The sequence below is a fragment of the Paenibacillus intestini genome, from assembly GCF_030803945.1.
Taxonomy (GTDB): Bacteria; Bacillota; Bacilli; order Paenibacillales; family Paenibacillaceae; genus Paenibacillus; species Paenibacillus polysaccharolyticus.
Genome location: NZ_JAURUN010000006.1, coordinates 128,370 through 144,049 on the forward strand (window position 1 = coordinate 128,370; position 15,680 = coordinate 144,049).

A 15,680-nucleotide genomic window follows, 5' to 3' on the forward strand; every position below is an offset into this window, starting at 1 on the left:
AGATCACTCCTAGCCGACTGTCTCTATTTTGAGTGATTATACACAACATCTGCGGTTTCGAAAAGCAAAATCCGTCTGTCATGTCATCTCTTCTTACATCAACATACGATGCACAGTCCTCTCTATGTATATTATACCCTGCAAGACTACTGTCTGTGCATAGAATGAAGAACTGTACGTCGATCGTTGAGCCGGTGAATGGCATCCGGTATACTGGCACCAGAATAGTAAAGAAAACCCGACAGACGAATAACGTCTTGTCGGGTTAGACTTCAAATGAAGTTTTAAATCTAGCAGACTTACACCATCACCTTGCAGATATCATTCGTAAACTCTACCGGGTCTTGAATCGGCAATCCCTCAATCAGTAACGCTTGGTGATACAAGAGGCTGGTATACAGGCTGAGCTTCTCTTTATCCTGTGCAAAAGCGTCTTTCAACGATTTGAACACATCATGGTTCACGTTGATCTCCAGCACTTTGTCCGCTTGAACATCGCCGCTGTTCGGCATAGCTTTCAATACTTTCTCCATCTCAATCGTCAAATCACCCTCGGTGGACAAGCAAACCGGATGGCTACGAAGGCGTTTGGACGCTTTCACCGCTTTAACTTTGCCCTCCAGCTGTGCCTGCATCACTTCGAACAATTCTTTGTTGTCATTGTCCTGCGCTTCAGTCTCTTCTTTCTCCGCACTGTCTTCAATACCGAGATCGCCACTGGAGATCGATTTGAACTCTTTTTCCTTGTAATTCGTGATCATCTTGATCGCGAATTCATCGATATCGTCGGTGAAGTAGAGCACTTCGTACCCTTTTTCCAATACACCCTCGATCTGAGGCAGTTTCTCGATTCGGCTGATGGACTCACCCGCAGCATAGTAGATGTACTTCTGATCTTCCGGCATTCTGGAGACGTATTCGTCCAGGCTCACCAGCTTGCTCTCTTTAGAAGACGTGAACAGCAACAAATCCTGCAGTGTGTCTTTGTTTGCGCCATAATCGCTGTATACGCCGTACTTCAGCTGACGACCAAACGCTTGATAGAACTTCTCGTAGTTCTCGCGCTCGTCTTTGAGCAGGCTTTGCAGTTGGCCTTTGATTTTGTTTTTGATATTCTTCGCAATCAGGCTAAGCTGGCGGTCGTGTTGAAGCATCTCACGTGAGATGTTCAGAGATAGATCCTCGGAATCCACCATCCCTTTGACAAAACCAAAGTAATCTGGCAACAGGTCGCCGCACTTATCCATGATCAATACGCCGTTGGAGTATAACTCCAGACCTTTTTCATACTCTTTTGTATAGTAGTCAAACGGTGTATTCTCCGGAATAAACAGGATCGCATTGTACACTACAGCGCCGTCCGCGCTAATGTGCAGATGTTTCAGCGGTTTGTCAAAACCGTACCGTTTCTCCATATAGAAGTTGGTGTAGTCTTCTTCGGTCAGTTCGCTTTTATTTTTACGCCAGATCGGCACCATGCTGTTGACCGTTTGTTCTTCCTTGTAATCCTCGAACTCGTTCTCCGTACCTTCCTTCGGACGGTGATTGGTCACATCCATTTTAATTGGATAACGAATGAAGTCAGAGTATTTCTTGATGATGGATCTCAAGCGGTACTCTTCCAAAAACTCGTCATATGAGTCTTCTTCGGTATTTTGTTTAATCGTTAGAACGATTTCTGTACCCACGGTATCTTTTTCCGCAGGTGTAATCGTGTACCCGTCAGCACCTTCGGATTCCCATTTCCAAGCTTCGTTGCTGCCCAGCGTTTTACTCGTTACCGTAAGCTTGTCCGCCACCATGAACGCCGAGTAGAAACCTACCCCGAATTGACCGATAATGTTATGGCCGTCTTTGGCTTCGTTTTCTTTTTTGAATGCCAGGGAACCACTCTTCGCAATGACTCCGAGGTTGTTCTCCAGCTCTTCCTGTGTCATACCAATCCCGGTATCGGTAAGGGTAAGTGTGCGGTTTTCCTTGTCAATGGTAAGCTTGATATAGTAGTCCTCTTTGTTGAAAACGAGCGTGTCGTCCGTCAATGCTCTGTAATATATTTTGTCGATGGCATCACTGGAGTTGGAGATCAGTTCTCTGAGGAAAATTTCTTTCTGTGTGTAAATGGAGTTGATCATCATATCCAGCAAACGTTTGGATTCTGCCTGAAATTCTTTTTTAACCGCCATGAATGAAGTGCTCCTTTCGAATTTGGGTATCAAATGATTCAGTTGAGTACATAGGCAAGCTGAGCCATATACGACTGAACCATTCCATATGTAGTGGTGTATATTAGCTTCATTTGTTAGCACTCAAAGACTCAGAGTGCTAAACCCTTCTTTTTATATAACATATGGGAAAATTGGGTGTCAATACGAAGACGGTTATTTTAACAAAATCATGGATTTCATTCTGTAAAAAACCGATTAAACTTCTATACGGACAACCACTCTTCCCAGTGTAACGTACTTACTCCAGCAACACAAAAACCGCCACGAATTGAAATTCGGGACGGTTGGGTGAAATCGGTTATTTCTTCGCCATCTTTGGGTCAAGAGTGTCACGCAGGCCATCGCCCATCAGATTGAAACCAAGTACCGTCAGCATAATGGAAAGACCGGGAAAGATGAGCGTCCACGGAGCCTTTTGGATGTACTGACGTGAATCCGAAAGCATCTTGCCCCACTCCGGGTCCGGTGGCTGCGCCCCCATACCTAGAAATCCGAGCGCCGCTGCCTCGATAATCGCTGTACCGATTCCGAGTGTACCTTGCACAATAAGTGGCGTCAGACTGTTTGGCAAAATGTGTCGAAACAAGATTCGTCCGTTCCCCGCTCCCAATGTCCGTGCCGATGTAATAAACTCTTCCTGCCGCAAGCTAAGTACACGCGATCTCACCAACCGTCCATACGTTGGAATATTCACGATCGCAATGGCGAGCAACGCATTCTGCAAAGAGGGGCCCAGAATCGCGACAATCGCGATCGCCAGCAAGATGCCCGGAAATGCAAGCAAAATATCAAACAGACGCGAGATCAACATGTCCGCCCATTTTCCATAGAAGCCCGCAACCAGTCCAAGAAGTGCTCCAGCAACAATAGACCCAATGACGGAGAAAAATCCAACCCACAACGATATTCTTGCGCCATGAATTACACGGGAAAACACATCCCGTCCCAGGTCATCCGTTCCGAACCAGTGCTCAGCCGACGGAGCTTGAAGCCTGTCCTGTAGCACCTGCTCTTTGTAATCATAGGGCGCAATATAGGGGGCAAGGAAGGCTAATACGATGAAAAAAAGAATAATGATTAAGCCTGCCAACGCAAGCCGATTCCGCCGAAACGTCCTCCACGCCTCACGCCAGGGACCCGATCTACTCGCGCTGACTGGGTCAACGGTTTGTCCGGTATTGGTCGACAATTTGGCCATACAGGTTCTCCTTTGCTGAACTTAGATAATGAAAGAGATGAACAGATTACTTATACAGAACAGAAAAGTAATCTAGCCACCGGGGGCTTTATCGTTGTATCGCAGGTTGCTTCGATATGCTACGCTATCTTCCCTACTTGTAACTGATTCTTGGGTCAAACACCGCATAGAGCAAATCTACGATCAGATTAATCAATACAAAAAAGAAAGCCACGATCAGGATTCCGCTCTGAATCACAGGATAGTCCCGTGAACTAATCGCTTCATATATGTAACGCCCTACACCCGGCCAGGCAAAAATCGTTTCCGTCAGCACAGCTCCACCCAGCAGAGACCCCGTTTGAATGCCGATAACAGTCAGCACGGGGATAAATGCATTTTTCAGCGCGTGCCCGTATACGACAAAAAACGGCCCCAATCCTTTCGCCTTGGCGGTACGAATATAATCGGAACTCATCACTTCCAGCATGCTGGAACGTGTCATGCGCGCAATCACAGCCATCGGAATGGTACCCAGTGCTACACTTGGCAGAATCAGATGTTTGGTCACCGTCCACAGCTGATCCCAGCGTCCTGCAAGCATCGTGTCCAGCACATACAAACCTGTAATCGCATCCACCGGATCACGTGCGTTCATTCGTCCAATGGACGGTAGCCATTGCAGTTTGTTAGCAAACAGCCATTGCTCCATCAACCCGAGCCAAAAAATCGGCATGGATACCCCTACAAGTGCAATTACCATGCAGCAGTAATCAAACCAGGAGTTGTGCTTCCAAGCACTGACAATCCCTGCATTCACACCAATAATGACAGCAAACAACATACTTGCCATCGTAAGTTCGAGTGTCGCTGTCAGATAAGGCACGATTTCCTGGGCAATAGCTACCTTGGTGCGAATAGATGTGCCCAGATCTCCTTTCAGCAAGTCGCCTAGATAGGCGAAATATTGCTGGAACCAGGGTTTGTCCAGTCCGAGCTGATCCCGGAGAGCTTGCTTGGATTGTTCCGTTGCTTTTTGCCCCAGAATCGTCTCGGCCGGATCACCGGGTATTGCATGGATGATGGAAAAAACGATCAACGTCATGCCCAGCAAAACGGGCAGCAGTACCAGCACACGTTTGACAATATAGCTGTTCACTTCCAGATCACCTGCCCTAAAGGGTTCATCTGCATGATTTCAACTTTGGCTAAATCATAGAAATAGCGCTGGCAAACACGTATGCTTTGGCTCGTCACGACCCGGATGTAGAATCTAATAAGCATTGCATGTCCGCCAGCGCATAACTTGGTTTAACACTTGCGTTTCATTTATTTTCACTCAAGAAATTTATTCAAAATAAGCCCCCACGTACGATTCCGTTCCCAGCGGGGAGGTTACAAAACCTTTCAGGCTCGCTTTCCCAGCGAGAATCGGTGTGGTGTGCACAAGCGGAATCCACGGTGCGTCTTCCTTGATGATCACCTGAGCCTGTTTGTACAGTTCGGCGCGCTTACCCTGATCCGTCTCTGTTTGCGCTTTCGTGAGCAACGTGTGTAACTCTTCGTTGACATAGTAGCTGCGGTTGTTGCCTGGAATGGCATCTTTGTCCAAAAGGGTATACAGGAAGTTATCCGGGTCACCGTTGTCCCCTGTCCAGCCGAGCATGTACATATCATCCTTCTCCCCGGCTTTGGAATCTTCCAGATAGGTCGCCCACTCCGGAGATTCGATCGTTGTTTTGACACCGATTTTCTCAAAATCAGCCTGAATCGCTTCTGCTACCTTCTTGCCATCAGGCATGTACGGGCGGGATACCGGCATGGCATAAAATGTTACCGGATCTGGCAATCCGTCAGGGAAGCCGGCTTCGGCCAGCAACGCTTTTGCTTTTTCCAGATCATAGGCGTAATCTTCGATCTCATCGTTGTAACCCCACAGCGTAGGTGGCATCGGGTTCACCGCAGGCTCTGCCTGTCCGGCAAAGAACGCATCGATGATCGCTTGTTTGTTCACGGCGTGGTTCAGGGCTTGTCTGACTTTCACGTTATCAAACGGTTTTTTCTTGAAATTAAACCCGATATATGCCACGTTGAACGGCGGACGTTCAATCTTCTGCAATTCGCTGTTGCCCTCCAGAATGCTCAGATCATCCGGATTCAGATCTTCCATAATATCGATCTCGCCATTTTGCAATGCATTGAAACGAGCGGTGTTATCCGGGATGGAGCGTACGATCACTTTGTTCAGCTTCGGGAAACCCTCCCTCCAATAGTCTGCATTTTTCTCCAGCGTGATCGAGTCGTTCCGCTTCCACTCTTTGAAGACAAACGGGCCGGTGCCGACAGGCTCACTCTTGAAGTTTTCTTTCTTCTCCTGAATGGCGGCCGGACTGCCAATGCCAAACGGAGTCATCGCAATATTTTGCAGGAAAGGAGCTTGTGGCTGGTTCAGGGTAAACTCTACTGTCGATTCATCGAGTGCCTTCACTTCCTTGATCACACGCGCGCCATCTGGCCCAAACATGGAATCATAATAGTCGAAGGAATCACCTTCGAATTTATATTCACTTGCCGGATCGCTCCAGCGATTAAAATTAAACACTACGGCATCTGCGTTAAAGTCAGTTCCATCATGGAACTTCACCCCGGATTTTAGCTTAAATACATACTTCAGCCCGTCCGCGGAAATTTCCCAGCTCTCGGCCAGCGCCGGAACCACTTCGGTTCCGCCCTCTTTGTAATCGAGGAGCGAATCAAATACCTGATGCCCGATCTTGAGGGATTCTCCATCCGTTACAATCGAAGGGTCAAGCGCAACCGAATCTCCTCCGCGTCCCATAATCATCGTATCCTGGGCGGCTGCTTCTGTTGGAGGTTCATTACCTTCCGCAGGTGCCGGCGTTCCTTCCCCGCCATCTTTGCTGCTGGAGCAGCCAGATAACACAAGTACGGTACTCAGTGCCAAAGTCAGAAAACCGGACATCCATTTTTTTCTCATTCGCATACGTACAACACCCTTCCCTGTCTCATAATGTGTGTGATGATTGCGACCGAAAAACGGTACCTCTGGCCGTGCGTGCGATGATGTGGTGGTGCTAGCTAGTCATCAGATTATCCCTAGTTATAATCTTTAAATTCTTGTATCATCTATTAAAGGCTTTATATGCCTGTGATACCTGTGTTAGAGTGCTGAGAATTTGGACACAAGTTAATTAGCAGAGTGAGAGCGTACCATAGATGTAGAACCATTGAAAAACACAGATCAACGGATCAGCAGCGTTAGAGTATAAAACTTCTAGCATTCTGAGATAGGGCGATGCATCTATTTGAACCAAGGTCAATTCGAAACAGCAAATCTGCCCTTGAATGGGTACAAAAATAGAACACAAATGTTGGCCTTGGGACTTTGTTCCGTGAGTTTGTCTTCATGAAGTATGAATTAGATTTAATTCGATTTATGGGTAGAAAAAAGAATAGAACAGATCGACACTACAATAACTTTTCATGTTATGGTTTTGTCATGATGAGGAGGTTTGAGTATTAAATCGTGGTGAAAAACATTTTCGTGTAACTTACTTTACATCACATTTACCAATTAGACAAGAACTTTACAGACATACGTTTTTAAGTTTATCACACGCGTCAGAATTAGTGACATTATGTACAAAAAAAGGAACATAGCTCGACAAAATAGCTCATGTTCCCTGCTTTTCCTCCACAGTCAAATCTGTTCTATTGAAGTAAAACTAAATTTGCTTACACTAAGCACCTGATAACGGAATAACCATTGTTGTGTAAATAATCAGTCTTGCTTATAACCTGATTTGATTCACTTTTTAAACAAACCTCTACGGTGCATCACGGTAATAAAACGATAAAAATCGTAGCTCGCACCGTTATCGATGCTAAACAACGGATTTTTGGCATCATAGGCCAGAGCAGCATCTACAGCAGCCTTCGCCCAGACAGGGACCTCCATCTGCTGACGCGCTTGCAAACGATCAACCTGTGCTTTCAGCGCATCAAACGCAGCTTTCTCTTCGGCTGTCATTGGTTCGCCTCCTTTCGGTGGTACAGTTGGTGGATTCGGATTCGGTGGTGTAGTCGGGTTCGACGGGTTACCAGGATTAGTCGGATTGGTTGGATTCGTAGGACTTGGGTTTGGCGTAGCCGCCGCATATCTCGCTCTAAGCTGCGCTGCTGTTCCCTCGAATTCATTCATGTCTACATTTCCGCTAATACCGTTCACCTTACCTGAATCCGTATACTGCCAGAACGTCCAGCGCTTCCATGCCGGCTGAGCATCCGGTACACGTGTCGTGCTGTAACGCGCAACCCACAGATCGTACGAGCCCAAAGAAGCATCGAAATTGCTAGCAAATGAATTGCCTGTATATATGATCGGTTTTACACCTGTGAGACGTTGCAATTCTGTTAAAAAGGCTTTGGCTACCGTATTCATCTGGGCTTTGCTCAGATTGCCGGGATTGTTCTCGTAATCCATAACCGGTGGCAATTGCAGAGCCTTGGCTCCCCCGATCTGGTTCAGCGTATTGGCATAATGTGCCGCTTCTGCCCTCGCAATCTCGACAGTCGTTCCGCGGAAGAAATGATAGGTTCCCACCATCATGCCCGCCGTAAGCGCACCGTTTACATTTTTCTGAAAATTCGGATCGATATATGTCCGCCCTTCGGTTGCTTTGATAAACACAAAGGTCATGCCGCTTGCCTTTACCTTCGCCCAGTCGATATTGCCCTGATACCTGGAGACATCAATGCCCTGCGTATTGCCCTGGGTTCTATTTTGCAAATTTCTCACACCCTTTATTCGGCTAGTTGCCGTTTGTATTTAGTAAATGCGGACGGGTTGAAGATTGCTTGTGTGCGTGTCCCTTGTTGTACGATGTATGACCCAGAATACCGAGCTAGCCTTATGAAAGAAAACTCCTATTTGGAACAGCTCAAATACTACTACGATCTTATTATTAAGTTGAACCAATAATCTGTAAGCAAGATAAATACAGAGTGACGACTGAAAGTAAAGAAAGCACCCGTTGGGTGCTTTTCTTATTGTTACGCTGTGCTTTTCTTATTATCTGAATTCTCTTGATCCGTGGCTTTTTCTTTGGATTGCTCATTTTCTGGAGGATGATCAATTTCGCCTTCGGAATGATCCAACGACGGAGGGGGATGTGGCAACGGAGAAGATAACACATCTTCCCCCGCCTTTCCTTTGAGCACTTGAATCGCCTGCCGAATGACAGGAGGGATCGGAGCACCCAGTTTGCCCCCATTTTCAATGATGGACAACAACTCATTCGCAATATAAAAAAAGGCGACCGCATCCCTGAACAAATGTCCGTCTCCCAGAACACCGTCCACCAGATGAGCCACCGATACCATTGCAAATATAAATACCTTTCGTGCAATGCCAAACAATCCAATATTACTCTCAAGCTTGCCTGTCATTCCCGCCGCCGCGATACCTGTCAGGTAATCGAAGATGACAAAGACTAGCAATACACCGAGCACCCCTGACCAGCCTCCAAAGAAGTAGGATGCCGAGCTACTCATCACCGCAATCCCCCATTTCCATAGGGTGTCCCATCGTTCCATGGCTTCACCTCCTTTTGTTTTGTATTCATAAAACGACTTATCTTATCCTTAATCGTCTGTATTGGCTGATTCCAATAGTACAGCCACCTGACTTCGACTACTCTCTGGAACTTGGTGTAGCTCAATCAATTTTTTATTAATCATCATTACGTATACAGCTAACATAGTCTCACCTCTCCTTATAAACATCACAGGCTAGTGGATCGCAAACCTTCAAACTTATCCCTGATTTGGCGGTACCACACTAAGCACAAGCATGTGTAATTCCATTAAAGCCAGTTGATTGGCATTACTTTCCTCAGCTAAACGTTTGTTTTCCAATTCTGATTCTGCAAGACGCTGTTTTAAAATGTCCAGTTCGGACGCTTCTTCTGGCTGCGGCTTAGTCAATTCTTCAATTTCTTCCTTGCTCAGCCCTTCCACCCATAGCTTAGGCAAACTTTCCTGTGGTGCTTCTTGCATAGCGTCCTGGTATGCTTCCCAAGCCGCCAAGTCAAAGCGCGGCCGGAACAGACCAGCAGGAACAGGTACGCCAACCAGATACCCAGCAATTTTCTGTTCCTCTTCGTTCACACCATCCGGTTGCTCAACCTGATTTGGGTCAAATACCACAGGCTCCGGTTTGGCATAAAAAGGGACGATACCACTAAAGGCATCGTCCACTAATTCGTCCTCTAAATAGAGTCCGTCTGTATTTACTTTAGGTACGGCTTTCATGGTAAACCTCCTTTATTGTTCAGCTAGAAAAGAGATATTCTCTAGATTAAGCCACGTGTTTCCTCCAGCGAATCCCAAGTACACGACTCCATTAGACGCAATCTCCAATGTGGCAACCACCAGTGTAGTTCCGTTGGATGTAAGTGTGTTAAATAAGATTGCCCTTTTGGGGCGGTATCCTACAGGCAAATTAAAAATGAATGTTCCAGTACCGCTTGTTCCGCTACTAATTAAACCGCGCAAGTGGACTACCCCTTGGCTGTCTTTGTAATAACCAGGAGGTTGATATGCTGCTGAATAATTGATCCAGCCATTAAGCAATGTCGGCGTTATCCATGCAGGATTATCTTTCTCAGCTTTCTTACTTTCAAGGACGGATATGCGTGTAGTGTTTTCTTGCAACGTTTTGACGGTATCCAGTAGCAGAGCCTTTTCATTCTTTGCATACGTACCAGTGATGTCCACAGCCGGATACTTGTCTAACATCAGGTATGTGACGCTGTAGGTTGCAGTAGGATCATATGATACTCCAAGTATTGATTCTTGCGCGGCAGAAAATTTAAACCACATTGGATCCAATTTCCCATTCTTGTATACATTAAGAACTAATTTTGATTTATTTTTAAAATCTTGAGCACCTGGACCAGCATAAATGTTACCAATATTCCAACGTCCGTAACCATCCCTAATCGGCGTAGGTGCTACTTCGCGTAATACAATCCCCGTACCCACTTCAATCTGATTATCCCCGTCAATAAACGTCAATTGCCCCTCAGACGTGATCGGCTCAACGATTGGTTTAGCTAGTTGGTATAGAAGTTGATATGAGGTCCAGTTTGGTGCTGGAACTGTTGGCACTTTCGTAAAAAAATTTTGTGAATTCTTGGATAGTAATGGTGTCCATACCTTAGTTCCAGACCCATTATACCCGGCTCCATTGTTATTCGGGTCTTGTCCAGCTGTATACATAAAATATCCCATGAAATAAGCCTTAATTTCATCAGAGGTCAGGTTAGTATAGCTGTCTCCCCACCCACTATCCGCGCTTGAAATAGAAATCTGAAAATTATCGAATACCCCGTTAGCACCAGATGAACCGATATTTAGATTATCCGTTGCGCTGTTTACAGTAACGAAATCTGTCTCTTTGATCACTTTACCTTGATACTTCGTCAGCGTACCTGATCCGTCAACGGCTGGGGGTCCCGGAAGCATTGCATTAACAACCTTAAAACCATTCTGCCCTCCCCACAATGAAAAATTGATGTCAGGACCCAACGTAACCTTACGCCACTTCGCCAATTTATAATACTGACCATCACGCTCAAAAACGCTATCCGGGTTTTCTCCCGTATCTGGATTGGCGTGTAGCTCAGTTTGTAGTGCGAGAAAAGAGTCTTCGCGTGGTTTAAACGTCATTGCTGACGTACCTAAGTTTAAACACGGATTCTTAAAAATTGCAGTTCCTGTTGTCTCGCTATCAAAACCGATAACAATACGTACACTCTTCGCGTTATCAGGGGTTTTAAAGATATTCCCTAATGTGAACTTCCCGTTTGCCTTTGCATAGGGAGGCTTATTAAACGACGTTATGGCATTATCATCTTCATCGTAGTACCATCCATTCCAATAAACTCCAGCTACTCCATTACCACCAAAGTTAGTCACGTCTACAGTAGTTGAAAATGTATATGCCGTAGAGGGAGCCACGTTTACAGTACAAATGAAATTACTAAAACCCACCGTACCGCTTGCCTTTGTCATTTTCAGTTGGTAGGGTGCCTCGATCTCACTTGGACCTGCTATTGCTGTCTCACTCCACTCATAAAATGGCGGTAATAAGTTTTGTCCATAGCGAATGGCATACGGATTTAAAACTGGTTGGACACTATCAACGTAAGGGTAATTACGTGCAATCTGCTCCGTTGTCATATTTTCGAGTGCAACATACTCTGAGGCACTAATTTCGTAAAGTCTAATTGCATCAATATACCCTGAACTTCCAGATGCTCCAACAACTTGACTAACAAAAAAAGTGCTAATATCGGTAGAAATGCTATATGCTCCCCATAACGTACTGAATCTTTTACTATTACTTGAAGTAACATTCCCTTTGTTCGGGTTAAGCTCATTTAAGTACATACCTACCAATTCTCCAGATATCAGCTTTGCTGAAGAGAGAACAATATAATACTTCCCTGATTTTAAATTAATAGGGGATATCGATAATGCTCCTGCTGGCGTTGCTGTTGTCGTAATTTTCAAAGATTGATTTCCTTGTACTTTGTTAGATGTATCAGCCGTTATCGTAGATTGATAGGAGTTTACTAAGCTTGCTTGTTCACAACCTCCAGCACGCCCCAGCAAATTAACCAATGTTCTCCCCTTAATGCTCGAAAGATTAAACGTTGCCTCCTGATTAGCACTCACTACATTTACGCCAGGTTGTAATGTAGCAGCTCCTCGTTTATCTGTATCCAACCTCTCTTGCAAACTACTTACCTTCGTTGCTGTTTCTTCGGCCTGTTCCCCTATCTTCTCTGCAAAATCATCAATCTTCTCCCAGTTCTGATCCAGATATTTGTCCAGATCAAAGTAGGTTGTTGATGGCGAGGAACGATCGATTTTATTCAAACCCAGATTGGGTGTTTTTGGTTCACTCATTACGCTCCACCTCCTGCTAGTTTATCCTGCCGGGTTTGTTCCATCTCACTCAGAGTCATGCTTTCAACCTCGGCGATGGTCAGATACCGCAAACGGTACTCGACAGTCATGTGAGCCGGTTTAATATCTTCAATCGCTTCTTTCAGATCGTCCAGATTAGGTGGCAGTCCCAATGTGTCGATAAAACGGATCAAGATGCGATACTCACTTGAATCAACCGACACTTCAATGCCCCCGTTTTCGTACGCCTGAGCAACGTTTTTTAGCATGGAACCTGAAACTTTGCCACTGCCACGCATTTTGGAGATGATGACGGACCTTCGTTGATCGTCCGGTTTGGCACGGTTGGTCGGAATCTGCAAATCATGTTCATATCGCTCCAACGCCCACGTTGCGGATTCCGGGTAAAACTGCTGCAATACATCTCCCACACCGGCTGCAAGCTGGTCCAGTTCAGCACCTTCTGTCTGTGTCAGCAACTGCATCTCCAGCACATTTTCATATAGCGGGGGCAGTAGGTTCATCAGTACATCTGCTTTACTCACGTCACCTTCACCGTCCCAAGCACAGCAACAGCTCCCGATGTAATCTCCAGATTGGACATGCCACCGTTAACCAGCAGATTGCTATAATCGATCACGGGCGGAATATCCAGAATGACATTGGCAATCCGTGTCCAGCGAACGAGCGGATCAGCAAACGCCAGCTCTTTCAGATACGCTGTCACCCCTGTCTCAATCAAGGATTTCACCCCATCGTACGTTGATCCTGATGCGAGCGTAACCTGCACCTCGATATGAATCGGGACTTCTTCCGCCCCTACAACGGTGACAACCGGACCGATGGGTGCTGCCCCTTCCCCCATGCCATCCTGCGAAGGATCGATGTATTGCTGCACGGCCTCGATCACTCCCTCCGCAGGAGCATGCATCTCATTATTAAGTAGGGCTACCTTGACTGTGCCTGGACCATTCCAGAGCGGAAAGGCCTTCGCTTTGCCAACTCCCGAATTCTCCCGCGCCCACAGCTCATACTGATACTTGTTGGCACTTGTGATCGGACGGGAAACTTTGTCCTGATAACGATCATACAGAGCTTGATCCGTCTCCTCGTCTTCACCTGGAACAAGCAGTTTGGTTAATCTCGCGGTGGTCAGGCCTGCAATATAATCAATGGGTAACAGTGTCCCGGTATACTCGTTACCTTCCGCACCAGCAATCTCACATTCGAGCACATATTGCCCTGCTGCGATTGGCTCCACCGTTCTATACACCCGTTCTCCTGTCGAAAAACGACTCTCCGATGGAACCTCCACAGGTTTGCCCTCTTGATCCTGAAAGCTGGCAGACCAGCGTGCCTTCGTAGGTGGTTTACGAGTAATACCTGACCATGCTACTGCACGATCCAGATATTCACCTGAAGCGGTATCAGCAAACTTCAGATTGGCGTTAATATCTAACTCAATATACATCTGGGCCATCTCCACGGCTGCTGGCGCGAGGGCATCATAGATGATGCTACCCTCCCGTTTATCCACACCATCCGGAATTTTATCCAACATCCGATTCAAAATGACCTCAAATGTCTCCTGTTCATACATTCATATTCACCTCCGTCTCTTGCCTGAAGTTACCAAAATCCGTTATCACGGTAAAAGAAACCTTAACGCCAGCCGGCTCATGGGCATACTCAAATTGGGTTACTTCCGAAATCCGGTCGTCCGGAAGCAATGCTTCCTGAATCCAGCGCTCCAGTTCGGATTCAACCATGGATCTCCCGGAAATGCCTTCCCAAGACCATTCCATTCCATAATCAGATGAATAGATCAGATGTTCATAACGACGTGTGGACAAAGCTTTGTACACCGCCTGTTTAACGGCCTCTTTTCCATCCAACTGAAGCCTTCCGATCCGTTGTCCCGAAGCTTGCAACACGTAGGTCAAACTTGGAAGCACCGAAACTTCTTCCAGATTATCTTCTACACCGATCTGAGAACCTTGAGGAATCATGGCTTCACCAGCCGATCCAGTACCACATAACTGTCCCCGCCCTGCACACGTAGCAATACAGCCGAGTCACCGATCATCCAGTTTTTCTGTGCCACCGATTCCGTGACAACGAGAAAAGGGTCACTTAGCGCAAGCCGCTGTTCCACGGTAATCTCCAAAGGCTGTGTATTCGTTACAGTTCCGTACATAATTTGTACGGGAGATTTAGCATCTACGGCGGCGACTGCCGCCTTTTTAATCACATCAAGCATCATAAATGGCTACACCACCTTCAAATCCAGAGACATGGTGTGCACACCCCCCTGTACCTTGTGCGTACACTCGTCCACCAGAAAATATTGATTGATCTTCAATTCATCGATCTGAATATTGACAAAACTCCCGGCTCTCACCTTGAAATCGCCAAGGGCATCCACCTTTAACTTCTGTGTCTCACGGTTACGCAAGGTCATCAGGGTTTTCAGCATGTCATCAATCTGACCTTTATTCAGACCATCGTCCGCTTTTTGGTACAAAAAAAGCATCCCCCATTGACGGATGCTGTTTGAGTCCTGATGCACAAACGTCTCCCGTTTGCCCGTATCTTTGTTATCCCGGTATAACTTGATCTTGTTATAAGTCTGGTCGTCGATGGATCGTGTATAGCTGTAGTCCGTCAGCAGACTATGGTCCCCGATCACAAAGCCATAGGGCACCTCTTCGACATCTCGAAGGACGAGTTTGCCAAAATCATCGTAAAAAATATAATTTTTCCCGCCATAAACCAGCGTTCTGTCCAAGGCTTCACAGATCATGTCAATCAACTTTTTGTTATCAAAAAGCATGTGTGGAATAACATAACTGGGCTGCTTCAAATCACCCGTTTTCAATTGGAAATCCGTTGCAATCCGCTTGATGACATCCGCTGCCGTCGCTTTAACAAACTGATACGTTTGATTCGCCGTGAGATATCGTGTCTGGTCATAGGCTTTGATCTTTACTTTTTCGTCCTTGCCGCTGTCGACAGAAAAGATATATCCGTAAAATACTCCCTGATTTCCATGGATGTACCTCACTACATAACCATTCTCATAACTAAACTTTTGATTTTGAAACACACTGCCCTTAATCAACGTGAATTCGAGAGAGGATGGCTTGCCGATACGTGAAGTCTTGTACGTAATTTCGCCAGCAATGTCGCGGATGTCCCAGATGTTTCCCTGTTTATCATCCAGCAATAATTGTTCCTTCTCACCAATCTGCCTCTTGTCCAGATGGATTTCCTGTTGCATA

The 15,680-nt window shown here is 46.1% G+C and carries 13 protein-coding genes; all 13 read right to left on the bottom strand.

The genetic code is table 11. The features are described 5' to 3' along the window. Positions 1–299 precede the first annotated feature (299 nt). Complete coding sequence (htpG, locus tag J2T16_RS17320; RefSeq protein WP_499018882.1) at positions 300–2,183, bottom strand: molecular chaperone HtpG; 1,884 nt, start codon at positions 2,181–2,183, stop codon at positions 300–302. A gap of 340 nt (positions 2,184–2,523) precedes the next feature. Continuing rightward, positions 2,524–3,423 (bottom strand): nickel transporter permease, encoded by a 900-nt coding sequence (gene nikC / locus J2T16_RS17325; RefSeq protein ID WP_499018884.1) that lies wholly within the window; start codon positions 3,421–3,423, stop codon positions 2,524–2,526. Positions 3,424–3,556: 133 nt separating this feature from the next. Next, positions 3,557–4,561 (bottom strand): ABC transporter permease, encoded by a 1,005-nt coding sequence (locus J2T16_RS17330; protein ID WP_499018887.1) that lies wholly within the window; start codon positions 4,559–4,561, stop codon positions 3,557–3,559. Positions 4,562–4,750: 189 nt separating this feature from the next. Continuing rightward, positions 4,751–6,400 (bottom strand): ABC transporter substrate-binding protein, encoded by a 1,650-nt coding sequence (locus J2T16_RS17335; protein WP_499018889.1) that lies wholly within the window; start codon positions 6,398–6,400, stop codon positions 4,751–4,753. An 831-nt stretch (positions 6,401–7,231) separates the two neighbouring features. Further along, on the bottom strand, positions 7,232–8,212 hold the full coding sequence (locus J2T16_RS17340) for a glycoside hydrolase family 25 protein (protein ID WP_221787801.1): 981 nt from the start codon (positions 8,210–8,212) through the stop codon (positions 7,232–7,234). 263 nt (positions 8,213–8,475) lie between these two features. Further along, positions 8,476–9,018, bottom strand: a complete 543-nt coding sequence (locus J2T16_RS17345) for a phage holin family protein (protein ID WP_260510764.1) — start codon at positions 9,016–9,018, stop codon at positions 8,476–8,478. A 219-nt stretch (positions 9,019–9,237) separates the two neighbouring features. Further along, entirely contained in the window at positions 9,238–9,735 is a 498-nt protein-coding gene (locus tag J2T16_RS17350; protein ID WP_221787800.1) for a hypothetical protein, read from the bottom strand. 12 nt (positions 9,736–9,747) lie between these two features. Next, entirely contained in the window at positions 9,748–12,399 is a 2,652-nt protein-coding gene (locus J2T16_RS17355; protein ID WP_221787799.1) for a hypothetical protein, read from the bottom strand. Then, on the bottom strand, positions 12,399–12,944 hold the full coding sequence (locus tag J2T16_RS17360) for a putative phage tail protein (RefSeq protein WP_221787798.1): 546 nt from the start codon (positions 12,942–12,944) through the stop codon (positions 12,399–12,401). Before J2T16_RS17360 ends, J2T16_RS17355 begins: the two co-directional genes overlap by 1 nt. Beyond that, complete coding sequence (locus tag J2T16_RS17365; RefSeq protein WP_499018893.1) at positions 12,941–13,999, bottom strand: baseplate J/gp47 family protein; 1,059 nt, start codon at positions 13,997–13,999, stop codon at positions 12,941–12,943. The genes J2T16_RS17360 and J2T16_RS17365 overlap by 4 nt, the downstream gene beginning before the upstream one ends. Then, positions 13,992–14,408 carry a DUF2634 domain-containing protein gene (locus J2T16_RS17370; RefSeq protein ID WP_336120904.1) on the bottom strand — a complete coding sequence of 139 codons (417 nt, stop codon included), beginning with the start codon at positions 14,406–14,408 and terminating at the stop codon, positions 13,992–13,994. Before J2T16_RS17370 ends, J2T16_RS17365 begins: the two co-directional genes overlap by 8 nt. Continuing rightward, positions 14,405–14,662, bottom strand: a complete 258-nt coding sequence (locus J2T16_RS17375) for a DUF2577 family protein (protein WP_186812186.1) — start codon at positions 14,660–14,662, stop codon at positions 14,405–14,407. The genes J2T16_RS17370 and J2T16_RS17375 overlap by 4 nt, the downstream gene beginning before the upstream one ends. A gap of 6 nt (positions 14,663–14,668) precedes the next feature. Then, positions 14,669–15,679 carry an XkdQ/YqbQ family protein gene (locus J2T16_RS17380; RefSeq protein ID WP_336120905.1) on the bottom strand — a complete coding sequence of 337 codons (1,011 nt, stop codon included), beginning with the start codon at positions 15,677–15,679 and terminating at the stop codon, positions 14,669–14,671. Between the last annotated feature and the right edge of the window lies 1 nt (position 15,680).